Source organism: Desulfonatronum zhilinae, from assembly GCF_900182865.1.
Classification (GTDB): domain Bacteria; phylum Desulfobacterota; class Desulfovibrionia; order Desulfovibrionales; family Desulfonatronaceae; genus Desulfonatronum; species Desulfonatronum lacustre.
In genome coordinates, this window is sequence record NZ_FXUJ01000013.1 from 21,338 (window position 1) to 42,433 (window position 21,096).

Genomic DNA, 21,096 nt, shown 5'->3' on the forward strand with positions numbered 1-21,096 from the left:
GCACCATGAAGACGGTTTTGATTGCCGATGATTCACCGAGCAACCTGCATTTGTTGCACGATATCCTGACAAAATCCGGTTATGAGGTCTTGGTGGCGGAAAACGGAGAGGAAGTCCTGGAGATTACCGAAGAAGAGACTCCGGACATTTTTCTGCTGGACATCATGATGCCCGGCATGGACGGCCTGGAGCTGTGTTGCAGGATCAAATCCATGAGCCGCTTCACGGCCACGCCCATCGTCTTCATCACGGCCAAGAATTCCTCGGAGGACATTGTACGGGGTTTTGCCGCCGGAGCGGTGGATTATATTCCCAAGCCGTTCAACGAGGCGGAAATCCTGGCCCGGGTGCAGACCCACATCCGTCTGCACGACGTGTTGATGGAACTGGAGCGGTTGCGGCAACTGGCTCTGGACGCCAATCCCTTGACTCAGTTGCCGGGCAACAATTCCATCGTCAAGGCCATCTCCGAGGCCTTGAATGATCAGCGGCCCCTGAGCGTGGTCTACGTGGACATCGACAACTTCAAGGCCTTCAACGACAAATACGGGTTCGCTGCCGGTGATCAGGTCTTGCGTTTTACGGCGAACCGGATCGTCGCGGCGGTGGAAACGGCTTGCGGCAAGGGGCGGATGGTGGGTCACGTGGGCGGCGACGATTTTGTGTTTATTGCTCCCACGGACTGTACCCGGACCGCCGTGGATCGGCTGATCCGGGATTTCGACGAAGGGATTCGCTCCTTCTACTCTGGAGAAGACCTGGAGAAAGGCGAAATACGGGTCAAGGACCGCAACGGAAATCTACGGTTTTTTCCATTGATGACCATCAGCCTGGGAGTGGTGGAAGTGGATAAAAAATCCTTCAGCCATCACTTGGAGGTCTCCGCCATGTGTGCGGAGGTCAAGAAAGTCGCCAAGAGCATTACGGGAAGTTCTTTTTTTATCAATCGCCGGAGCGCAGTCGGCGATTGATAAGGGCGGCTGTCCCGGTCCGTCAGAGCGAAATACTGCCCAGGGCCGTGTCCAGGCCTTCCTTGCTCAACGGCTTGGTCAGATAGCAGGTGGCCATGCCGTGAAAAAAGGCTTGGCAGACATTTTTTTGGTCCTCAAGGCAGGAGACCATGATCACCTTGACTTCGCTTCCAGGGGGAACGCTGCGGTCTTTTTCCACCTTGCGGATGGCTTTCAGCGCCTCATGACCGTCCATGACCGGCATCATGATGTCCATGAGAATCAAGGTGTACGGATCCTGGTCGTCCAGAGCCATGGCGAACGCCTGGACGGCTTCCTCACCGTTGGCGGCCATGTTGATGTGGGACGCCTTTTCGCGCATGAACGTCTGCATTACCACGCGATTCGCCAAGTCGTCATCGACGATAAGAACCTTCATAAGCTTGCTCCTTTGCAAACTGGGGAAACGGCATGATCGGTTTAAAAACCTGGTTTGCTTCCCAAGGCCCGTGAAGTTGCCGTCTTATGCCATTTCTAATTCAAAGCTTCTCTTTCGCGATATATTTGCGCAAAACCTGTTCCAACTGCTGATAGGTGGTGGGTTTGGCGAGATAGTCATTCATGCCGGAGGCCAGGAATTTTTCCTTGTCTCCCGGCATGGCATACGCCGTCAGGGCGATGATGGGTGTTTTGGGATTGTATCGGGAGCCGTCGTGGGCCCGGATGATCTCGGTGGCTTCCACTCCGTTCATGATCGGCAACTGGACATCCATCAGAATGCAGTCCACGGTTTCCTGTTCCAACACTTCCAGGGCCCGTCGTCCGTCTTCGGCCTCACGAACGGTGAAGCCGCCTTTTTCCAAGAGCTTTTTGAGCGCGAATCTGTTGAGTTGGTCGTCCTCAACCACGAGAATTCGTGCGGACATGATTCTCTACCCTGGTTATTTCTTGCTCCGTCCAAGGCTTGTCCACCGGACGGAGGTAGGCTAGTTTTTTCAGTAGAGCGCCTTGCTCTGGTTCCCATCGGGCCTTTGCGGGCGTTGGACCGTTTCTTGCTTGATAACTTGCCAGATAAATGCAGGAGTCGCAAAAAGTTTAGTTTAAAACGACTTCACGGCTTCATAAAGGTAATCGCCATAAAACGCAAACCTGAGCCACGAGAAGCCGTCCAGGCAACACTCTTTCCGTCGACCGATTGATAATCGTACCCGTCTCACCATGAATGCATCTTACGATGACCGAAACGAAGCGCATTCGCCCCTGCTTGTGCGCGACCAGCGACTGATCACCTCCTGCGCTCTGGACATCATCTCAGCGGTGGAGCGGACTCGGGGAATGCCCTTGCAGCCGCGGGACCGGATGGCTCTGAAGCTGTTGACGCCCAGAAATTCGGCTCTGTTGGTTCGGGAAAAGCAGCGACATTTGGGCTGTCGTCAGGTCAGTTTCGACATTAAGACCGACGACCTCGGCCTGGGCTCCTACCAGCTTGTTCCTTCCGGGGTTCATGTTTTGAATCACGAGGGCGTCTGGTGGAGCGACAAGTACGGGGTCGGGCGGTTTCTCTGGAATCTCTATGTCGGCGAGAATCCTCAGGCCGGGATGATGCGGGTTCTGGAACGTTTGTTCAAGTTCAAGATTTCCGGAGTGTTCGGCCCTCGGGCAAATTTTTCGGTCCGGGAAAAGACGGGAACCATTGAGGGCGATGTCCGCCCCGACCTGCGGCTGTACATCCACCGCCGCGAAGGAAGCGTGGAGACGTCCTTGCGGAAGCTGATCAAGGCCCGGGCCATTTTCCGTCCTAAAGACCTGGGGCTCCAGCTCGACGGCAATGAGAACGGCCGAATTGCCCTCCTGTTCGGCAAGTTCAAACGCTACGCCGTCAGCTTCACCATGCAGAAAATCTAGAACGCACGGCGACCGAAGGTCTGTCCGGGTCAAGAAACCGTCGCTTGATGTTATGTTTGTATTAGCATATGGAAGTGCCCATGCAAAAAAATACATCTCCGTCCATGCGCCTGCACCTCTGGCTGGAAAACGACCGGGGCGCGTTGATCGGCCTGGGCCGGGCCATGCTCCTGGTCAGGATCAGGGAATGCGGTTCGTTGCGCCGGGCCGCGGAGAAGCTGGGTATTTCCTACCGGGCGGCCTGGGGCAAGATTCGGCAGGCTCAGGAGTATCTGGGAGAGGATCTGGTCCGCAAGGAGGGCAAGGGCTATGTGCTCACCGACTTCGGCGAGCACTTGGCCGACGGCTTTTTGAAGTGGCACGGCGCAGTGGAGCGCTGCGCCCTGGCCTTGGCCCAAGAGCATTTTCCCTGGCCGGTGCTGCCGTATCGTTCTTCGCCCGGCTCGCCCACACCACCTGCTTTCGGCTCTGTTTCGACACCAACAGATTCCGCTGATGATACGGATTTGCATTCAATATGACACGCGAAGACACCGCCATGTTCCAAATCGAAATCGAAATCGTTCTTGAACAAGCATATTGCAATACTTCGTGATAACGAGTTTTTTCGATTTCGATTTCGATTTCGATCCGGACTCTAATGCCTCGTTGACCTGAGCAATATCTTTATTGAAAGCAAGATGGAATAAGGAGCATCCATGACCACTGAAGAGATCGTGAAAGAGACCTCGGAAGGCCAAGCCGTGTACGTTGGTTCTCAGTCGTTCGACGATTTTGTCTTGCAGGTTCGTGATTTTCACGGATCCGCCGCGCCCGGGCTGGTGCTGGGGGGCTTCATGGTCGAGGAGGCCCGGCGGCATCTGCCCGAGAATACGCTCTTCGACGCCATCTCCGAAACCACGCACTGTCTGCCGGACGCCGTGCAGCTGCTCACGCCCTGCACCATCGGCAACGGCTGGCTGCGGGTGATCAACCTGGGTCGATACGCCCTGACCTTGTACGACAAGTATTCCGGCGGCGGCGTCCGGATTTACCTGGACCCGGAAAAGGTCGCCGACTGGTCGGCCATCCGGACCTGGTACATGAAGCTTCTGCCCAAGAAGGAGCAGGACAGCGCGGCCTTGTTCGCGGAGATCAAGGCTGCCGGCGCAAGCGTGTGCAGCCTGGAGACGGTTCAAGTGGCCCCTCATCTGATGCAGCGTAAAGGGCGGGGCGGCATCATGGTCTGTCCGGTCTGCAAGGAGGCCTATCCTCAGCTGGACGGCCGGATCTGCCGGGCCTGCCAGGGGGAAGCCCCTTATGTGCAGAATATGGCCGCCCCGGTGGCGCCCGAGCCCCGGGCCGTGCCCGTGGACCAGGCCGTGGGCCGCAAGGTCTTGCACGACATGACCCGGATCGAGCCGGGCAAGACCAAGGACGCGGTGTTCGTCAAGGGCCAGGAGATCAGCGTAGGCGATATCTGCCGGTTGCAGCAGATGGGCCGGATGCGGGTCTATGTCCAGGAGTCCGAAGCTGAATCCGGCGAGGGAGCGGACTGGGTGCATGAAAACGAGGCCGCCGAGACCTTTGCCCGGGCCATGGCCGGGGAGGGGGTGGATCTGCGTCTGCCGCCCAGGGAAGGCAAGGTCGATCTGCTGGCCGCCCGGGACGGGCTGCTCACCGTGGAACGGGATCGGCTGGAAGCCTTCAACCTGGTTCCGGAGGTAATGTGCGCCTCCCGGCACGACGCCGTGCTGGTCAAGCAGGGCATGACCGTGGCTGGGACCAGGGCCATTCCACTGTATCTGTCCCGGCATCCGTTTTTGCGGGCCATGAGCGTCCTGGAGCCGGGGCCGCTGTTTTCCGTCCTGCCGCTGCGCAAGGCCAAGGTCGGCGTATTGGTCACGGGTACGGAAGTGTTTCAGGGACTGGTGGAGGATAAATTCGTGCCCATTGTCGGTTCCAAAGTGCAGGCCCTGGGGAGCGAGGTTTTGGCCAGCCGGATCGTCCCGGACAGCAAAGAGGCCATCGTCATCGCGGTCCGAGAGCTTCTGGATTTGGGCGCGGATCTGTTGATCACCACGGCCGGATTGTCCGTGGACCCGGACGACGTGACCCGCCAGGCCCTGTTGGAAGCCGGAGCCGAGGATCTGCTCTACGGCGCGCCCATTCTGCCCGGAACCATGACCCTTTTCGGGCGCATCGGCTCGGTCCGGGTCCTGGGTATTCCCGCCTGTGCGTTGTTTTTCAAGACCACCAGTCTGGATCTGTTCCTGCCCAGGCTCCTGGCCGGGCGCAGCGTCAGCCGGAATGAGCTGGCTCGGATGGGGGCCGGTTCCCTGTGCATGCAGTGCCGGACGTGTTCTTTCCCCAAATGTCCTTTCGGCAAATAGCTTTGGGAATCGGATCGTTATGCTGGAACTGACCGTATTTCTCTGTGGGGCCGTGGTAATGATCCTGGAGCTGACCGGTTCGCGGCTCATGGCCCCGTTCCTGGGTACGTCCCTGGTGGTCTGGACCGGCCTGATCGGCGTGGTCCTGGCCGCGTTGAGCATCGGCTACTGGTGGGGCGGTCGTTTGGCGGACCAGGGACCGACCAGGTCCGGCCTGGCTTGGATCGTCTTTTGGGCCGGGGTGTTGATCGCCTTGACGGCGGTGCTTCAGGCCCCGGTTTTACGTCTGATCCAGGGCCATGTGCCCGGGCTGCGTCTCGGGGTGCTCCTGGCCACCGTGAGCCTGTTTGGCCCGGCAAGCATCCTTCTGGGGATGATCGCTCCCTATGCCGTGAAGATGAAACTGGCCTCCCTGGAGCATTCCGGGGCCGTGATCGGGCGGATGTACGCCCTGTCCACCATCGGCAGCATCGTGGGCACGTTTCTGGCCGGATTCGTTCTCCTGTCTTTTTTCGGCAGTCTGCCCATTTTGCTGGTCCTGGGCGCGGTCATGGCTCTCTTGGCCATGGCCTTGTCCCCGCGCTCCGGGATGGTGCTGAAAAGCGCGTTTCTGGCCGTGTTGATCGTGGGCGGATTCCTGCACGTCCAATATCGCCAGGCCCTGGCGGCCCAGGGCTATTTTGATCTGGACACGGCCTACAACCGGATCATCGTGGCCGAGGCCGAAGAGGAAAGCTCGGGCCGTCGAATGCGGATCATGTCCACCGGGCCGGGGTGGCTGCAGTCCGCCATGTACCTGGACGATCCCGTGGAGCTGGCCCTACCCTACACGCGCTTCTTCCGACTCGCCGAGCTGTACGTTCCTGATCATCGGCGGGTCCTGATGGTCGGTGGGGGCGGGTACTCGTTTCCCAAACATCTGATGCGGACCCGGACGGACCTGGAACTGGACGTGGTGGAGATCGACCCGGTCTTCACGAAACTGGCCCGGAATCATTTCGGGTTTGATCCGGACGGGACGCCGGGGCAGCGGATCGAAATCCATCACCAGGACGCCCGCCGCTTTCTGAATCAGACCCACGCGCCCTACGACGTGATCATTCTGGACGCCTTCAGTTCCCATTATTCCGTCCCCTTTCAACTGACCACCCGCGAGGCCATGGCACGCATTTCCGCCAACCTGGCCGACCGCGGGGTGGTCGTGGTCAACCTGATCTCCGCCGTTTCCGGGCCGGACGGGCGGATGTTGCGGGCCCTGCTGGCGACCATGGACGCCGTGTTCACCCAGGTGGAGACGTTCCTGGTGGCCGATCCCGCCGATCCCGAGCAGGTCCAGAACATCGTCCTGATCGCCGGGAACAGCCCGTTGCTCGATGTGGATTCAGAGCAAAACCATTCCAAATTGACCGCCAAACTCGCCCACCGCTGGCCCCGCCCCATCCCTCGCGACATCCCCGTATTGACCGACGCTCTGGCCCCGGTGGAGCGTTATTTGCCCTGACGGGTTCCTCTGGTCGCGATAACTCTATCCTCAGTTGTCACTCTTGCAATTTTCTGCTCCCTCTCCCCTTGGGCATTTTTGTTCTCTGGAGAATCTCAATATTTTTAGGGGTGTAGATTGCAAGATGCTCAAGAGTCTCCCAGGGTTGGCCAAAAATCATCGAAATCGGAATCGCCATCGAAATCGCCATCGAAATCGGAAAGTTACCTGAAATCGATTTCGATCACGATTTCGATTTCGATACCGATCCAGAGTGCCCGTGGTTCAGGCCTAAAACCGTTTCAGCTCGAAGAGCTTCTTGGTCTGCGTGGAGACAATGTGGAAGTATCTATCCTGGGGGATGAAGATGTAGGGTACGTCTTCCAGGCGGCGATAGAGGAAGTACGAGAGGATCATTCGGTTCACGGCCTGATGGCCGATGATCACGATATGCTCCGCCCTGCCGCTGAGATACAAGGCCTTCTTGATGCCGATCTGAATTCTGGATTGCAGGGTGACATATCCTTCGCCGCCGGGGTAAATGTAGTGATACTTGTCCATGCTCCGGGCGACGTGGATTTCCGGGTAGCGCTCCCGAATCTCGTCATAGGTCAGTGCATCGCAGGTTCCGGAACGGATTTCGTCGAATTCCCGCAGAGCGACGTGGGCGCATTCCGCCTGGGCGGCAATGATCGGCTGGGCCATCTGGATCGTTCTGCGCTTGGTGCTGGTAAAAATGAACGGAATCCGGGTGGTCCTGAAATGCTCGCCCAGCAACTCGGCCTGGGACAATCCCTTTTCAGTGAGGGGCGAGTCCCCCCCGATGCGCCGTTCCTGGTTAAAGTAGGTTTCCCCGTGCCGGATCAGGTAGAGATTCTGGATCATGTCCGAGACCAGGATGTCCCGGATGCGGGGATAGTGCGGAATGTTGTCGGTCGTCTTTTCCCGGACCACCCTGTTTTGCAGAGAGTTGAGCACCACGTAGTTGCTCTCCCTGTCCAAGGGCTCATATCTGTTTGCGTAGAACTGGATGCGATCCGTGAAGCTCTTGATCGCCTCGGGCAAGGTCATGTGCCCGAACTCAGAAATTTTTGTCTTGTGCGTGATGCTGGTGGTCAGCAATTCCTCGTCGTCGTTGACGCACTCGATGAATAATACAGGGACTTGCTCCATGCCTCGGCGGATAGTGTCTCGTCGTTCCCGACTGATATTCGTGGCGTCAAGAATGGCGATATCCCCGCCTCCGTCGAGGAATTGACTGGCGGATTGCAAATTCTGGCGCGCGATCCATTCCCGCAGGCGGACCCCTTCCAGATTGTCGGGGCTGAAGAAGTCGGCGGATGCCGTGTTCTCAGGGAGTATGCTTCGGCGGACCTCCCCGTTGTTGAAGATCGCAACGTTGAAGTTTTCCGCTTCCAGACTCTCCCGGAGGCGGCAGGCGATGGTGGACTTGCCGCGGGCCGGGAGGCCGACCATGACGATGCAGAGTTTTTTCATGATATTGAAGGAATTCCTGAAGACAATGGCATGTCGCCTTCTTTGTTTCGGGTGAAAAACAAGGAGTAGCTTTCGTTGAACGTCTTTGGTCCGTATTTCATTGGCGGCCCATTGCGCAAGGGGCGGTTTTGAAACCCGCGCCTACGACCGATCGTGTTTCAAACGATCCGGTTGATCATCCTCCGTCTAGCGCATAACCTGCGTTATCTTTTTTTGCGTCTTTCCCGTGATGAAATCGAGCGGCTGAAACAGAGCACGTTCGCGGCCGTTCAAGTCGAAAAGCCCGTCCATGTCCCGTTCGCGGGACTGAATGGCGGTTTGGTCCGAGGATGGCGACGACGTGGAAACGAGAGTGCGTTTGCCCCATGAGTTGATCCAAAGTCGGACACTTGATCGTATAGTCTGATTTGAATCCGTCAACCAAGGAGGAAGAATGAGCAATCCTGGTGAAAGCCAAGACCTGAAACCCCGCGTACAGATCAACCCCCCGGTTTTTTTCGGATCAGCCGGACTGATTCTGGTCTTCATGATCTTTGCCATGGTCGCTCCGGAGCGTGCGGGTGCGTTGTTCGGCAACATACAGGGATGGATCGTGCATTCGGTCGGCTGGTTCTATGTTCTGGCCGTCGCAACCTTTCTGCTTTTCGTCGTCTACCTGGCTCTGTCCGGATACGGTCGGATCAAGCTCGGTCCGGATCACAGCGAGCCGGACTACAGTTACATTTCCTGGTTTGCCATGCTTTTTTCCGCGGGCATGGGCATTGGGTTGATGTTTTTCGGCGTGGCCGAGCCGGTGATGCACTATATGAGTCCGCCCGTGGGCGACCCGGAAACCGTGGCCGCGGCCCGGGAGTCCATGAAGATCACTTTTTTTCACTGGGGCGTGCATGCCTGGGCCATTTACGCCGTGGTGGCCATTTCCCTGGCCTATTTCTCCTATCGCCACGACCTGCCGTTGACCATCCGTTCAGCGTTCTATCCCCTGATCGGCGACCGGATTTACGGACCCATCGGCCATGCCGTGGACGTGTTCGCCATCCTGGGAACCATGTTCGGGGTGGCCACCTCACTGGGCTTCGGGGCAATGCAGGTCAATTCCGGCCTGGAATACCTCTTCGGCGTGCCCAATACGGTCTCTGTGCAGATGACCCTCATCGCGATCATCACGGCCATTGCCATCGTGTCCGTGGTCCTGGGGTTGGACGGCGGCATTAAACGACTGTCCGAGCTGAATATGATTCTGGCCGTGGTTCTGCTGGCTTTCGTGCTCGTGGTCGGCCCCACGGTCTTCCTGTTGCAGACTCTGACACAGAATATTGGGGCCTACGTGGCGGACATCGTGAACACGACCTTCAACCTCTATGCTTATGAGCCCACGGGCTGGATCGGTGGCTGGACCCTGTTTTACTGGGGCTGGTGGATCGCCTGGGCGCCTTTCGTCGGCATGTTCATCGCACGGGTCTCCCGGGGCCGGACCATTCGGGAATTCGTCCTGGGCGTACTGCTGGTGCCCGTTGGCTTCACCTTCATGTGGATGACCTTTTTCGGGAACACGGCCCTGCACATGATCATGGTTCAGGGCGTCACCGGTTTGGGCGAGGCCGTGGCAGCGGATACTACCATGGCTTTGTTCAATTTCTTCGAACAACTGCCCCTGTCCGGCATCGTCTCGTTGATCGCTACGATTTTGGTGGTGACCTTCTTCGTGACTTCGTCGGACTCCGGTTCCCTGGTCATCGACATGCTGGCCTCCGGCGGCGAGGAGGACGCACCGGTCTGGCAGCGCATTTTCTGGGCCTCCAGCGAAGGCTTCGTGGCCGCGGCCTTACTGTTGGCCGGCGGCCTGGGCGCGTTGCAGACCGCATCCATCGCCAGCGCGTTCCCGTTCACCGTGATCATGCTCTTGATGTGCTGGGGACTGTTGCGGGCTTTGCATATCGACGTGGTCAAACGAGCCAGCCTGCGGACCGCCGTGCTCATGCCCCAGGTGGGAACCAAGCCCATATCCTGGCAGAAACGGCTTACGGCTCTGTTGCACCATCCCACCAAGAACGAGGTGTTGGAGTTCACTCAGGGAACGGCGGCGGATGCGCTGCGGGAAGTGGCCGACGAACTTGAGCGACGAAACTTCAAGGTCCAGGTGGAGCAGGGTGAGGACGGCCGAGTTTGGCTGGAAGTGCTGCACGGAGAGGAGATCGATTTCTTTTATTCCGTGCGTCCCCGAATCTACACCCCGCCGGCTTTTGCCATGCGCGACACCAAGAAGCGACGCGGAGAGAAACTGAAGTTCTATCGCGCCGAGGTGCATCTCGGCGAAGGTGGCCAGGACTACGACGTGATGGGTTGGACCAAGGAACAGATCATTTCCGACGTGGTCGACCACTATGAAAAGCATCTGCATTTCTTGCACACGGTGCGGTAAAAATGAATCCCGGCAACTGGACAAAAAGGAGAGGCCATGTTTGAAAACCGAGAAGCCTACATTCGCAAGCTGAAGGCAAAAATCGACGAATGGAACGCCGACATCGACAAGCTGGCGGCAAAGGCCAAACAGGTCAAAGCGGAAAAGGAGATCGAGTACCGCGATCAGATCGAAGCCTTGCGGGTCAAACGAGGCGAGGTGGAGGAGAAGATCGCCGAGTTGCGCAAGGGGAGTGAGGCCGGTTGGGAAGATCTCAGGAAGAACGTGGAACGGTCCTGGGAAGCGCTGAAGGAGGGGTACTCCGCGGCAAAAGCTCGATATGAGCGGGATGTGGATGATTCCAGGAAGTAGAATTTTTTAGAATCTACTCAGCACATTTTGTGTCCGCTCTTGCTCCGGCAATCGGGGTCGGCGCTTCGCTATCGGAGTCGGAATCGGAACAGGAAGAATTGAGAACCCTTCCCAGCGTTTTCGATTCCGATCCCGATTCCGACGCCGACCCCGGCAACAGCACAACTCTGTGCTGAGTAGTTACTTTTTTCATTCCATAAGCCGAAATAATGGGAGGAAGTCATGAAAAAAGGATGGGAAGGAACGATAGGCGTGGTTTTACTTGCCATGGCGATGATCATTTGTTCGGCTTGGACCGGTTCGGCCCAGAATGTTGAGCATGGCCCGGACGCCGTGCCGGTTGAAGCCCCCGACGAAACCTCGGTCGAAGCCTCCTTTGAGGAGGTGCGCAAGGAAATGCGGGAGTTGGGCCAAGCCCTGGGTCGGTATGGGGTGGAGCAGCGGGACAGGGCTCTGGAACGGTCCAAACCGGCTTTGGAGGATTTGGACCGTCGCCTGGACGCCCTGGAAAAGTCCATTGAGAACAATTGGGACGAGATGAGCCAAGCCGCTCGGGAGCGTTCGCGCCGAGCGATGCGCGAACTGCGGCGGCAACGGGTAGAACTGGCGGAAAGGTACGGCGCCCTGAAAAGCTCTTCGGCGGGTGCTTGGGAACAGATGCGGGAGGGGTTTCTGGACGCCTTTTCCGTGCTCAACGAGGCTTGGGAAAAGTCCATCGAGGAATTCCGCGAACAACGAGACGCGAAGGACGAGGTCAAGTTGTAGCGGGACTGAATGAAACCACGAATCAGAATCACAAGGGAAAATCACATGCGTAAACGCATTGTTTCGTCCGGGGCCGAGGCCCCCACGACCCCGGAAGGGGAATGGCTGAATCTGGAGGAGGTCGCGGAAGTGGAGATCACCTCCGAAGACCCGGAGCATCCTGTCGAGCACGCCCTGTTGCCGGGCCATCCCTCTGGGTGGCGGGCCGGAAGACCCGGGGAGCAAACCATAAGGTTCCTTTTCGACGAACCCCAAAGTATTCGCAGAATCTGGATTCATTTCGAGGAAGCCGAAGTGGAGCGAACCCACGAGTTCGTCCTGCGCTGGTCCGCCGACAACGGCCAGACCTTCACGGACATCGTTCGCCAACAGTGGAACTTCAGTCCGGACGGGATGCGGGAGGAAAGCGAAAACATCTACCTGGACGCCTCCGGAGTGACCACCCTGGAATTGACCATTAAGCCGGACATCAGCGACGAGAACGCCGTCGCCACCCTGGCTCAGTTGCGCATAGGATAGCAGTGAAAAACTCCCAATTGCTGCGTCGCTGCAAAAAGGAGTTTTTTGAACGGACTTGTCGACCAAGGACTTTATCAGCACCCAGAGTAACTACTCAGCACAGAGTAATGCCGTTGCCGGGGTCGGCGTCGGAATCGGGATCGGGATCGAAAACGCTGGGATGCGTTCTCAATTCTTCCTGTTCCGATTCCGACTCCGATACCGACCCCGACCCCGATCTCGATGGCCAGATCAAGAACGGACATAAAATGTGCTGAGTAGATACCACCCAGATGGACTTTGCCTTGAAAGGCCCCCTATGCAGACATTCTATCTCGGCGTGGCCTGCTTCCTCCTGCTGACCATGATCGTCGGCCTGATTCGGGTGTTTCGCGGGCCGCGGCAGGAGGACCGGCTGGTGGCCGTCCAACTTTTCGGGACCACGGGGGTGGCCGTGTTGCTGCTGTTGGCCGCGGCCTTCGATGCCCCGGCCATGCGCAACACGGCCATGGTCTTCGCCGTCCTGGCCGTCCTGGCGGTGATGGCCTTTGTGCGCGGTTCTCGAGAGCACGACGGGCGCGGCAAGGGTCGCGACTCCGGCGGCGGGGCGGGGGGGTAGGATCGTGTTCGACGCGGTGGTCTCGGGATCGGCTGTTTTGCTCTGCCTGGTGGGAGCATTCTTTTTTCTGGCCGGGACAGTGGGGCTGCTGCGGTTTCCGGACGCCATGAGCCGGATTCATGCCTTGACCAAGGCCGACAACCTCGGCCTGGGGCTGATCGCCCTTGCCTTGATGGTAACCAGCGGCTCCGTGAGCACGGCCCTGAAAATTCTCTTGATCTGGCTGGTGGCCCTGGCGGGCAGTTCATCCATCTGCTTCCTGCTGGGCCGCAACATGTTGGTCCAAGAGCAAGGCGGCGACGATGTCGAAAACCAAACGCCCCGCGATACCGGCATCAATTCATTCCATTCCTCAAGCCCCATAAGCCCCATAAGCCCCATAAGCCCCATTGGTCCTATAGGTCGCATAGGCCCCACAAACCCCAAGAGCCCCACCTCATGACCCCGTCCCTGGTTTTTGATTTGCTGCTGGCCGGGGCCCTGCTGCTGGTCAGTTGGCGGTTGCTGCAAGCCTCGGATCTGTTCCAGGCCACGGTGTTGTTCATCTCCTTCGGGTTGTTTCTGGCCCTGGCCTGGGTGCGCCTTCGCGCCCCGGACATCGCTTTGGCCGAGGCCGCGGTGGGCGCGGGGCTGGCCGGGGTGCTGCTGTTCGGGACGTTCAAGCGTATCGAGCCCCAGGCTGACCAGGCTGGCCAAACCGGCCAACCCTCTCAAGGGAGCGGCCCCGCTGACGAGCCTTTTGTCGCCGGGGCCTGCCGACTGGACCAGGCCGCGGCCTGCCCGGGCCGTTTCCACTATCTCCTGGCCGGAGTGGGGGCCGTTGCCCTGACAGCGTTGCTGGTCCTGGCCGTCCTGGACCTGCCGCGCCACGGGGACGGACTGACCGGGGTCGTGGCCCAAAAACTGGGCTCTTCCGGGGTGGAGCACCCGGTGACCGCCGTGCTGCTCAACTTCCGGTTGTACGATACCTGGCTGGAGTTGGGCGTCCTGCTTTTGGCCCTGATGGGCGTGTTCGGGGTGCGCGGGGCGCATGACCTGCGCGGGCTGCCCAAGCGTCCGGCCCCTTCGCCCTTGCCGCGTCGACTGGTGGGCCTATTGGGTCCGTTGGTCGTGCTGGTCGCGGCGCACCTGCTCTGGCTGGGAGACCACGCTCCGGGAGGAGCCTTTCAGGCCGGAGTGGTCCTGGCAGCCGGGCTGGTCCTGCTGCGCTTGACCGGCTTGTCTTCCGTGGATCGGCTGCCTCGGACCGCCTTGCTCTCCTGCGTGGTCGTGGGCTTCGCGGCCATCCTGCTCCTGGCCGTGTTGACCGCGTTTGGACCGCAAAGTTTTCCCCTGGAATACCCGTCGGCCTGGGCCGGTACGCTGATTCTGGCCTTGGAGGTCGCGGCCACCGTGTCCATCGGCGTGACCCTGGCCGCGCTGGTGGCCGTGGTTTTGGTGGTGGACGAGCAATGACCACCTTTCTGGTGTACTCCCTGACCGCGGCCCTGTTGGCGGGTTTGGGCGTCCACGGCTTGATCACCCGCAGGCATCTGCTGCGGCAGATCATGGCCCTGAACGTGATCGCGGGAGGGGTGTTTCTGCTGCTGATCAGCACGGCGTATCGTAATCAGGGAGATTTTGCCGACCCCGTGCCCCAGGCCATGGTCCTGACCGGAATCGTGGTGGCCATCAGCGCCACGGCTTTTGCCCTGGCCCTGTTGCGCCGGATTTACCAGGCTCAACACAAGGGCCTGGCCAGGGAACGCGGGCAAGGCAGGGACGCGAACAAGGAGTGGTCCGAAGATGCTTCAAGCACGAAGGACGGGCCGATTCCATGAGTCAGGCGGCGTGGATGATTCTGATTCCGTTCGTGGGCGGCGTGGCCTGCCTGCTGCTCCGGGGCCGGGCCGTGGCCTGGACCGGACTGGCCGCCTCAGCGGTCACGGCCTGGACCTGTCTGCCGCTGCTGCGCCATGTCTGGCTCTTTGGCCCGGTCCGGATCGACCTGGGCGGGTGGGCCGCGCCCCTGGGCATCGGACTGTATCTGGACGGCCTGGGGGCGATGTTCCTGTTGCTCACTGCTATCGTCGGCCTGCTGGTGGGCGTGTATGCCCTGGCTTTTTTCGGACGGGGACGGGAATACGCACGGATGGAGCCCTATTTCTGGCCCGTCTGGCTGGTGCTCTGGGGCGGGTTGAACGGCGTGTATCTCAGCGCGGACGTGTTCAACGCCTACGTGTTGTTGGAGATGGTCGGGCTGGGGGCCGTGGGGTTGACCGTGCTTTCCGGGACCAACGACTCCCTGGTGGCCGGGCTGCGCTACCTCTTGGCCACCATGTTCGGGTCGTTGATCTATCTGCTGGGCGTGGCCCTGCTCTACGCCCAGACCGGTCAGTTGGACATCTTTCTGCTGGCCGAATCCGTGGACGGTTCGTTTCCCGTGCTGGTCGCCTTTGGGCTGATGACCGGCGGATTGCTGATCAAGGCCGCGCTGCTGCCGTTTCATTTCTGGCTGCCTCCGGCTCATGCCGGAGCTCCGGCCCCGGTCAGCGCCATCCTTTCCGGGATGGTGACCAAGGCGTCGTTTTTCCTGTTGTTGCGAATCTGGTTCGTGGTTTTTCCAGACGTCACGGCCCCGGTGGCGGGGCAGTTGCTGGGCGTCCTGGGGGCCGCGGCCGTGCTCTGGGGTTCCCTCCAGGCCGTGCGTCAGACCCGGTTGAAGCTTCTGGTGGCCTATTCCACGGTGGGCCAACTGGGGTATCTGTTTTTTGTTTTCGCCCTGCTCACGCCCTCGGGCGGGGCAGCCTGGAGCGAGGGCTGGGCGAGCATGGCCTGGACCGGCACGGTCTTCCATGTCTTTTCCCACGGGCTGGCCAAGGCGGCCCTGTTCATGGCCGCGGGCTGCCTGCTGCTGGCCATGGGCACGGACGAACTGGCGGCCATGCGGGACATCGCCGGGCGGCTGCCCGTGGTCACCTTTACCCTGGGCGTGGCCGGGGTGAGCCTGATGGGCCTGCCGCCCAGCGCCGGATTCGTGGCCAAATGGATGTTGCTCAAGGCCTCCCTGGCCAGCGGGCAATGGTGGTGGGCCGTGGTCATCGCCTTGGGCGGCCTGCTCACCGCGGCCTATGTCTTCAAGATTCTTTCATTTACTTTTGTGCCGGTGGGCGGAGATGATTCAAACGCCGATACGGATGCCGACGAACGTCAGGTCTCGAGGAATTCCGGCATTCCGGAGCTGGGTCCGGTTCCCGCGTTGATGACCCTGTCGGCCCTGATTCTGGCCGCGCTTTGCGTGCTGTTCGGATTCCGGGCCGAGGAAGTGATTGCTTTGCTGCTTCGAGACATGGGGCTCGAACCACCCTTTGATGCGGTGCTGATGGGAAATTTCGGCGGAGGCCGGCCATGACCATGACCTCCTGGCTGCCGTTGATCGTGTTGTGCAGCTCTTTGTTTACCGGGCTGATCATCTTTCTCCTGCCCGAGGAGCGTTCCGGGTGGCGGACGGCCCTGAACATGACCGGGGCCACTGTGAAGGTGGTCGGGGTTTTTGTCATGGCCTGGGGCGTGCTGGTCCAGGGGGCCGTGTACGAAGCGCGCTTCACCATGGGTCTGGGATTCGACTTCGTGCTGCACGTGGACCTGCTGTCCCTGGCCTTTGTCTCTCTGTCCAGCAATCTCTGGTTCCTGACAACCCTGTATGCCGTGGGTTATCTGAAAGGATCCCGGAACCGGAACCGTTTTTTCGGGTTCTTCAGCCTGTGCGTAACTGCGTCCACCGGCGTGGCCCTGGCCGGAAACCTGATCACGTTTTTCATCTTCTACGAGTTCCTGACCCTGGTCACCTATCCCTTGGTGGTCCACCAGGGCACGCCGCAAGCCCTGGCCGCCGGTCGGACGTATCTGTGGTACGCCATGAGCGCGGGGGCCGTGCTGTTTCTGGGCGTGGTCGGGCTTCAAACCTTGGCCGGTCCCTATGATTTCGTTTCCGGCGGGGTCCTGGGGAGCTTGGAGCACATCGGGCCGTGGGAGGCTCGGATCATCTTCGCCTTGCTGATCTGCGGGCTGGCCGTGAAGATCGCCTTCGTGCCCCTGCATGGCTGGCTGCCCGCGGCCATGGTCGCCCCGGCCCCGGTCAGCGCCTTGCTGCACGCCGTGGCCGTGGTCAAAGCCGGTGCTTTCGGCGTGCTCCGGGTGGTTCAGGACGTCTTCGGCAAGGACTTCGCGGCCCAGATCGGGGTGTTGGAGCCCTTGGCCGCCGTGGTGGTCGCCACGATCCTCTTCGGCTCCCTGCGGGCCTTGATGCAGAATGAACTGAAGCGCCGCCTGGCTTATTCCACGGTCAGCCAAGTGTCCTACATCGCCCTGGGCGCGGTGATCCTCGGCCCCCTGGCCACGGTGGGCGGGCTGGCCCATCTGGTTCATCAGGGGATCATGAAGATCACCCTGTTTTTCTGCGCCGGTATCTTCGCCCGATCCAGGAATATCCACCGCATCGACCAGATGGACGGCCTGGGCCGGACCATGCCCGTGACCATGGCCCTGTTCACCATCGCGGCCCTGGGCATGATCGGGGTTCCGCCGGTGGCCGGGTTTGTCAGCAAATGGTACCTGGCCCAGGGCGGCATCCAGGCCGGGCAGGATTGGGTGGTGGCGGTCCTGGTGCTCAGCAGCCTGCTCAACGCGGCCTATTTCCTGCCCATCCTGCACCGGGCCTGGTTTCGGCCCTGCGGAGGAGAGCCGGAACCTGGCGGCGAACAGGCCCGGTGCGGAATCTGGGAGGCGCCGTGGATGCTCCTGCTGCCCACTCTGGCCACGGCCTTTTTCTCCCTGGCCGCCGGGGTGTTCGCCGGATGGGAGTGGAGCCCCTTGGGCGTGGCGGAAATGATCACCATGGGTCGGGGGGCTTTTCCGTGAATCGCGGGATTCTTTTGTTTTCGGTTTCTCGATATATTCCGACTGAATCGAAATCGAAATCGAAATCGAAATCGCGATCGAAACCGAAATCGAAATCGTTCTTGAACAAACCACGGAAGGATCGGCCATCCGCAAGGGCGGACACATAGGTCCGCCCCTACGTTACGACGACCTTCCGCATAGGGCCATCCTGGAAGGAAAGAGAGGCATTCAAGCGAAATGATCTGGCTGACCGTCATCGGCTTTCCGCTGCTCTTCTGCTGCCTGCTCGGCCATGCCCGGACGCGAGGCCTGGCCGCCGGGCCGGGACTTTGGCTGGCGTCGTTGCCGGCCCTGGGGCTCGCTTTGCTCGGCGGAGGCGTGACGCCGGGCGTCTTTCCGGCCCTGTTTCTGGAAACCATACTGCATTTCGGGACCTATGGGCGAGTTTTTCTGCTTTTGGCCGCCGTGCTCTGGACCGCCGCCGGCCTGTTCGCCCGGTCAGCGGCGCAAGGCGGGTCCGACGGTCGGGATCGCTTTCGGTTCGCCTTCTTTTTCTTGGTTACCTTGAGCGGCAACATCGGGGTCTGCGTGGCCCAGGACCTGGCCTCGTTCTATGTCTTTTTCGCCATGATGAGTTTCGCCGCCTACGCGTTGATCATCCACGACCAGACGCCTAGGGCGCTCCATGCCGGGAAGATCTATCTGATCATGACCGTGATCGGCGAGGTGCTGCTGGCCGCGGCCTTTTTCTATGCCGGGATTATCGCGGACAGCCTGCTGTTCACGGACGCTGCCCAGGCCCTGGCAAGCACGGAGGCCGGATGGAACCGAAACACCCTGGTCTTCTCCCTGGCCCTGGTCGGGTTCGGGATCAAGGCCGGGGTGATCGGGCTGCACCTCTGGCTGCCCCTGGCCCACCCGGCGGCCCCCACCGCGGCCAGCTCGGTGCTCAGCGGGGTGATGATCAAGATCGGCCTGCTGGGCTGGCTGCAACTGTTTCCGCTCTTTGCAGGGCCGGCGGCCTGGGGGATGGTGATGGCCTGGCTGGGATTGTCCGGCGCGGTCTATGCCGCCGCGGTCGGGTTTACCCGGCATGACCCAAAGACCATCCTGGCCTATTCCAGCGTCAGTCAGATGGGGCTGATGACCATGGCCGTGGGCTTCGCCCTGGCCGTTCAAAGCCAGGACGGCGGAACGTCTCCGGAGGATGCCCTCCTGTCGGCGGGAATGTTGCTGTTCGTGCTGGTCCACGGCCTGGCCAAGGGCGCGCTGTTTCTCGGCGTCGGCGTGGCCAAGGCGACGCAATGGGGGACGGCCCGGGCGCGGTGGCTCCTGGCCGGCTTGGCCGCTGCCGGGCTGGTCCTGGCCGGAGCGCCGTTCACCGGCGGAGCCCTGGTCAAGCAGTCCCTGAAATCCGGAGCCGGGCAGTTGTCGCCGGTCTGGAGCGAATTTTTCAGCGCCGTGCTGCCTTTGACCGCCGTGGGCACGACCCTGCTGCTGGCCATGTTTCTCTGGCGGGTCTGGCGCGGCATGGCCGCTGAAGTTGGCCGTTCTCAGGCACACGGCGGGGCCGCTCAGGAATTGAAGAGCGCGAAGGCGAGGTGGGGTCTGCTTTTGGCCTGGGGCGGTCTGTTGGCCCTGGTGCTGGGAGTGGTTCCCCTGACGTCGCTTGTGTTGCCGGAATCGTTCAATGCGTTGAATGGGCTTGCCGGAAAAGGCTGGAAGAGCCTCTGGGATGGACTGTGGCCCATTGCCCTGGGACTGCTGGCCGCCGGTCTGTTTCTCCGCATGAGCCGGGACAACGGTGAAAGCAAGGGGCTGGACGATCTGGCCCTGGCTGCCGTGGAGCGGGGCTTGATCCGCCTGCGTTCCTGGTGGCTGGGCAGCCCGTACTGTGATCCGGCCTGCGGGACCATTGATTTCGTGGCCTGGTCGGACCGGATTCTGCAAAGCCGGTGGATGCAGACCGTTCCGGACCGGATCGAGCGGCGGCTGCTGTACTGGCATACTGTGGGCGTGTTGTTCGTCGGGTTTGTATTGGTTTTTCTGGTCTTGACCTGGTTGGGGTAGGTGGCGGCCATGGCGGAATCGAGAATCGAGTCCAGGGATAATTCTTCTGAATCGGCCCGGAGTCCCGAGTGGAGTCTTCCCCGCCCGGGCGGCATCTTGGCCCGGATATTGGGATTCAGCCTGCTCTGGTGGATTCTGACCGAAGGCGGATCACTCCTTTCCATCCTGGGGCTGCTCGGGGTCGGACTGGCCGTGCTGGCCAGCTTTCGGTTGTTGCCGCCAAGGTCCTGGCCCCTGCGGCCTTTGGCCGTGGTCCGTTTTTTGCCGTACTTTCTGTGGCAGTCCCTGCTTGGCGGCCTGGACGTGGCCTCGCGGGCCATGCGGCTTCGGGTGGACCTGACGCCCACCGTGATCACTCACGTCTTTGCTCAGGAATCCGAGTCGGTCCGGGTGCTCTTCCTCTGGGTGGTCAGCCTCCTGCCCGGAACGGCCGCCGTGGACCTGCAAGGCGACAAAGCCCGGATCCACGTCCTGGACCAACGTCTCGCGGACTCCGCGACCTTACGGGAGCTGGAACGGAGGATCGCGGGGATGTTTCAGGGCGGCGGATACGTCGGCTGATCCGGAATGGACGCGTAACTCTTCGGGAAAGGCAACGGTCTGTTGCAGGGCATATATATTTTAAAATTCAGTTAGTTATCTTTCCATGGCGCCATGGCTGCAAGTCGGGCATCAGCTTGACGAGACCTTTTTTTAGATCTTATTGGAGAGTTTCAGCTAATAATTGCAGGAGACATCTCATGCCGACAAATCTCGTTCTCGTGGACACTACGGCCAGCATATCCGATCTCAAGAAAAATCCCATGAAGACCGTGGAGGCGGGAGACGGCTTTCCCGTGGCGATTTTGAACCGGAACAAACCGGCCTTTTACTGTGTTCCGTCCAGGGCCTACGAGGCCCTCATGGACAGGCTGGAAGACCTGGAGTTGAACGCATTGGCCGATGCCCGCAAGGATCAGCCGGAAGTGGAAGTCAGTCTCGATGAATTATAAGCTGCGATTCAAGGAGCAAGCCTTGAAGGAATGGCAAAAGCTGAGTGAACATCTCCGAGAACAATTCAAACGTAAGCTCCAGGAAAGACTGCGCAACCCACATATTCCAGCTTCTCGTTTGTCCGGAAGCGCGAACCGATATAAGATCAAGCTGAAAAGTGCGGGATATCGCCTGGTCTACGAAGTCCGTGACGCGACGCTCGTGATTGTGGTCATCGCAGTGGGGAAGCGTGAGCGTGGTTCTGTTTACAAGACGGCGGCGAAGCGCTGAAGCGTGGCTTATCGGGTGATCCA

The 21,096-nt window shown here is 60.2% G+C and carries 22 protein-coding genes; 19 read left to right on the forward strand and 3 right to left on the reverse strand.

Features of this window, described 5'->3' with window-relative positions; translation table 11 throughout:
- The first annotated feature begins 5 nt into the window (after positions 1 to 5).
- Complete coding sequence (locus tag AC559A_RS11240) at positions 6 to 971, forward strand: response regulator (protein ID WP_035261243.1); 966 nt, start codon at positions 6 to 8, stop codon at positions 969 to 971.
- Between the two features lie 22 nt (positions 972 to 993).
- Here the strand turns inward: AC559A_RS11240 and AC559A_RS11245 are convergent, their stop codons facing one another.
- Positions 994 to 1,389 carry a response regulator gene (locus tag AC559A_RS11245; protein ID WP_498817999.1) on the reverse strand — a complete coding sequence of 132 codons (396 nt, stop codon included), beginning with the start codon at positions 1,387 to 1,389 and terminating at the stop codon, positions 994 to 996.
- Between the two features lie 100 nt (positions 1,390 to 1,489).
- On the reverse strand, positions 1,490 to 1,876 hold the full coding sequence (locus tag AC559A_RS11250; RefSeq protein ID WP_498818000.1) for a response regulator: 387 nt from the start codon (positions 1,874 to 1,876) through the stop codon (positions 1,490 to 1,492).
- A 292-nt stretch (positions 1,877 to 2,168) separates the two neighbouring features.
- Between AC559A_RS11250 and AC559A_RS11255 the strand changes: the two genes are divergently transcribed.
- The 4 genes from AC559A_RS11255 (at position 2,169) to AC559A_RS11270 (ending at position 6,728) form a co-directional block, all read left to right on the forward strand.
- Positions 2,169 to 2,855 (forward strand): hypothetical protein, encoded by a 687-nt coding sequence (locus AC559A_RS11255; protein WP_028571219.1) that lies wholly within the window; start codon positions 2,169 to 2,171, stop codon positions 2,853 to 2,855.
- A gap of 80 nt (positions 2,856 to 2,935) precedes the next feature.
- Complete coding sequence (locus tag AC559A_RS11260; protein ID WP_498818001.1) at positions 2,936 to 3,376, forward strand: winged helix-turn-helix domain-containing protein; 441 nt, start codon at positions 2,936 to 2,938, stop codon at positions 3,374 to 3,376.
- 177 nt (positions 3,377 to 3,553) lie between these two features.
- Positions 3,554 to 5,227 (forward strand): FmdE family protein, encoded by a 1,674-nt coding sequence (locus AC559A_RS11265; RefSeq protein WP_498818002.1) that lies wholly within the window; start codon positions 3,554 to 3,556, stop codon positions 5,225 to 5,227.
- A gap of 19 nt (positions 5,228 to 5,246) precedes the next feature.
- Complete coding sequence (locus AC559A_RS11270) at positions 5,247 to 6,728, forward strand: fused MFS/spermidine synthase (RefSeq protein ID WP_498818003.1); 1,482 nt, start codon at positions 5,247 to 5,249, stop codon at positions 6,726 to 6,728.
- A 270-nt stretch (positions 6,729 to 6,998) separates the two neighbouring features.
- Here AC559A_RS11270 and AC559A_RS11275 read toward each other — a convergent pair whose 3' ends face one another.
- Positions 6,999 to 8,204 carry a histidine phosphatase family protein gene (locus tag AC559A_RS11275; protein WP_498818004.1) on the reverse strand — a complete coding sequence of 402 codons (1,206 nt, stop codon included), beginning with the start codon at positions 8,202 to 8,204 and terminating at the stop codon, positions 6,999 to 7,001.
- Between the two features lie 433 nt (positions 8,205 to 8,637).
- Here AC559A_RS11275 and AC559A_RS11280 point away from each other — a divergent pair, with 433 nt between their 5' ends.
- From AC559A_RS11280 to AC559A_RS11345, 14 genes are all read left to right on the forward strand, one after another.
- Positions 8,638 to 10,626: a BCCT family transporter gene (locus tag AC559A_RS11280; RefSeq protein WP_498818005.1), complete on the forward strand. Its 1,989-nt coding sequence runs from the start codon at positions 8,638 to 8,640 to the stop codon at positions 10,624 to 10,626.
- Positions 10,627 to 10,662: 36 nt separating this feature from the next.
- On the forward strand, positions 10,663 to 10,977 hold the full coding sequence (locus tag AC559A_RS11285; protein ID WP_498818006.1) for a sll1863 family stress response protein: 315 nt from the start codon (positions 10,663 to 10,665) through the stop codon (positions 10,975 to 10,977).
- A gap of 222 nt (positions 10,978 to 11,199) precedes the next feature.
- Entirely contained in the window at positions 11,200 to 11,742 is a 543-nt protein-coding gene (locus AC559A_RS11290) for a sll1863 family stress response protein (protein ID WP_498818007.1), read from the forward strand.
- 45 nt (positions 11,743 to 11,787) lie between these two features.
- On the forward strand, positions 11,788 to 12,261 hold the full coding sequence (locus AC559A_RS11295; RefSeq protein WP_028571225.1) for a hypothetical protein: 474 nt from the start codon (positions 11,788 to 11,790) through the stop codon (positions 12,259 to 12,261).
- Between the two features lie 298 nt (positions 12,262 to 12,559).
- Positions 12,560 to 12,859 carry an MrpF/PhaF family protein gene (locus AC559A_RS11300; RefSeq protein ID WP_028571226.1) on the forward strand — a complete coding sequence of 100 codons (300 nt, stop codon included), beginning with the start codon at positions 12,560 to 12,562 and terminating at the stop codon, positions 12,857 to 12,859.
- A 4-nt stretch (positions 12,860 to 12,863) separates the two neighbouring features.
- Positions 12,864 to 13,301, forward strand: coding sequence for a cation:proton antiporter (locus tag AC559A_RS11305; protein WP_498818008.1), 438 nt, complete (start codon positions 12,864 to 12,866; stop codon positions 13,299 to 13,301).
- On the forward strand, positions 13,298 to 14,314 hold the full coding sequence (locus tag AC559A_RS11310) for a hydrogenase subunit MbhD domain-containing protein (protein WP_498818009.1): 1,017 nt from the start codon (positions 13,298 to 13,300) through the stop codon (positions 14,312 to 14,314). The genes AC559A_RS11305 and AC559A_RS11310 overlap by 4 nt, the downstream gene beginning before the upstream one ends.
- The gene (locus AC559A_RS11315) at positions 14,311 to 14,679 is read left to right on the forward strand and encodes a sodium:proton antiporter (protein WP_498818010.1); all 369 of its coding nucleotides are present in this window, start codon (positions 14,311 to 14,313) and stop codon (positions 14,677 to 14,679) included. The genes AC559A_RS11310 and AC559A_RS11315 overlap by 4 nt, the downstream gene beginning before the upstream one ends.
- Before the next feature lie 14 nt (positions 14,680 to 14,693).
- Positions 14,694 to 16,250 carry a complex I subunit 5 family protein gene (locus AC559A_RS11320; RefSeq protein ID WP_498818011.1) on the forward strand — a complete coding sequence of 519 codons (1,557 nt, stop codon included), beginning with the start codon at positions 14,694 to 14,696 and terminating at the stop codon, positions 16,248 to 16,250.
- Complete coding sequence (locus AC559A_RS11325; RefSeq protein WP_498818012.1) at positions 16,247 to 17,758, forward strand: complex I subunit 5 family protein; 1,512 nt, start codon at positions 16,247 to 16,249, stop codon at positions 17,756 to 17,758. The genes AC559A_RS11320 and AC559A_RS11325 overlap by 4 nt, the downstream gene beginning before the upstream one ends.
- 219 nt (positions 17,759 to 17,977) lie before the next feature.
- On the forward strand, positions 17,978 to 19,810 hold the full coding sequence (locus tag AC559A_RS11330) for a complex I subunit 5 family protein (protein WP_498818013.1): 1,833 nt from the start codon (positions 17,978 to 17,980) through the stop codon (positions 19,808 to 19,810).
- A gap of 9 nt (positions 19,811 to 19,819) precedes the next feature.
- The gene (locus AC559A_RS11335; protein WP_084031824.1) at positions 19,820 to 20,371 is read left to right on the forward strand and encodes a Na+/H+ antiporter subunit E; all 552 of its coding nucleotides are present in this window, start codon (positions 19,820 to 19,822) and stop codon (positions 20,369 to 20,371) included.
- A 179-nt stretch (positions 20,372 to 20,550) separates the two neighbouring features.
- Positions 20,551 to 20,802 (forward strand): type II toxin-antitoxin system Phd/YefM family antitoxin, encoded by a 252-nt coding sequence (locus AC559A_RS11340; protein ID WP_028571230.1) that lies wholly within the window; start codon positions 20,551 to 20,553, stop codon positions 20,800 to 20,802.
- Positions 20,792 to 21,073: a type II toxin-antitoxin system RelE family toxin gene (locus AC559A_RS11345; protein ID WP_028571231.1), complete on the forward strand. Its 282-nt coding sequence runs from the start codon at positions 20,792 to 20,794 to the stop codon at positions 21,071 to 21,073. Before AC559A_RS11340 ends, AC559A_RS11345 begins: the two co-directional genes overlap by 11 nt.
- Positions 21,074 to 21,096 lie beyond the last annotated feature (23 nt).

Bases quoted from the DNA above. Each gene is read 5' to 3' on its own strand.
- AC559A_RS11290 (WP_498818007.1), top strand. From the start codon at position 11,200: ATGAAAAAAGGATGGGAAGGAACGATAGGCGTGGTTTTACTTGCCATG.
- AC559A_RS11315 (WP_498818010.1), top strand. From the start codon at position 14,311: ATGACCACCTTTCTGGTGTACTCCCTGACCGCGGCCCTGTTGGCGGGT.
- AC559A_RS11285 (WP_498818006.1), top strand. From the start codon at position 10,663: ATGTTTGAAAACCGAGAAGCCTACATTCGCAAGCTGAAGGCAAAAATC.
- AC559A_RS11280 (WP_498818005.1), top strand. From the start codon at position 8,638: ATGAGCAATCCTGGTGAAAGCCAAGACCTGAAACCCCGCGTACAGATC.
- AC559A_RS11320 (WP_498818011.1), top strand. From the start codon at position 14,694: ATGATTCTGATTCCGTTCGTGGGCGGCGTGGCCTGCCTGCTGCTCCGG.
- AC559A_RS11275 (WP_498818004.1), bottom strand. From the start codon at position 8,204: ATGAAAAAACTCTGCATCGTCATGGTCGGCCTCCCGGCCCGCGGCAAG.
- AC559A_RS11340 (WP_028571230.1), top strand. From the start codon at position 20,551: ATGCCGACAAATCTCGTTCTCGTGGACACTACGGCCAGCATATCCGAT.
- AC559A_RS11240 (WP_035261243.1), top strand. From the start codon at position 6: ATGAAGACGGTTTTGATTGCCGATGATTCACCGAGCAACCTGCATTTG.
- AC559A_RS11335 (WP_084031824.1), top strand. From the start codon at position 19,820: ATGGCGGAATCGAGAATCGAGTCCAGGGATAATTCTTCTGAATCGGCC.
- AC559A_RS11295 (WP_028571225.1), top strand. From the start codon at position 11,788: ATGCGTAAACGCATTGTTTCGTCCGGGGCCGAGGCCCCCACGACCCCG.
- AC559A_RS11250 (WP_498818000.1), bottom strand. From the start codon at position 1,876: ATGTCCGCACGAATTCTCGTGGTTGAGGACGACCAACTCAACAGATTC.
- AC559A_RS11330 (WP_498818013.1), top strand. From the start codon at position 17,978: ATGATCTGGCTGACCGTCATCGGCTTTCCGCTGCTCTTCTGCTGCCTG.
- AC559A_RS11245 (WP_498817999.1), bottom strand. From the start codon at position 1,389: ATGAAGGTTCTTATCGTCGATGACGACTTGGCGAATCGCGTGGTAATG.
- AC559A_RS11345 (WP_028571231.1), top strand. From the start codon at position 20,792: ATGAATTATAAGCTGCGATTCAAGGAGCAAGCCTTGAAGGAATGGCAA.
- AC559A_RS11325 (WP_498818012.1), top strand. From the start codon at position 16,247: ATGACCATGACCTCCTGGCTGCCGTTGATCGTGTTGTGCAGCTCTTTG.
- AC559A_RS11310 (WP_498818009.1), top strand. From the start codon at position 13,298: ATGACCCCGTCCCTGGTTTTTGATTTGCTGCTGGCCGGGGCCCTGCTG.
- AC559A_RS11300 (WP_028571226.1), top strand. From the start codon at position 12,560: ATGCAGACATTCTATCTCGGCGTGGCCTGCTTCCTCCTGCTGACCATG.
- AC559A_RS11255 (WP_028571219.1), top strand. From the start codon at position 2,169: ATGAATGCATCTTACGATGACCGAAACGAAGCGCATTCGCCCCTGCTT.
- AC559A_RS11270 (WP_498818003.1), top strand. From the start codon at position 5,247: ATGCTGGAACTGACCGTATTTCTCTGTGGGGCCGTGGTAATGATCCTG.
- AC559A_RS11260 (WP_498818001.1), top strand. From the start codon at position 2,936: ATGCAAAAAAATACATCTCCGTCCATGCGCCTGCACCTCTGGCTGGAA.
- AC559A_RS11265 (WP_498818002.1), top strand. From the start codon at position 3,554: ATGACCACTGAAGAGATCGTGAAAGAGACCTCGGAAGGCCAAGCCGTG.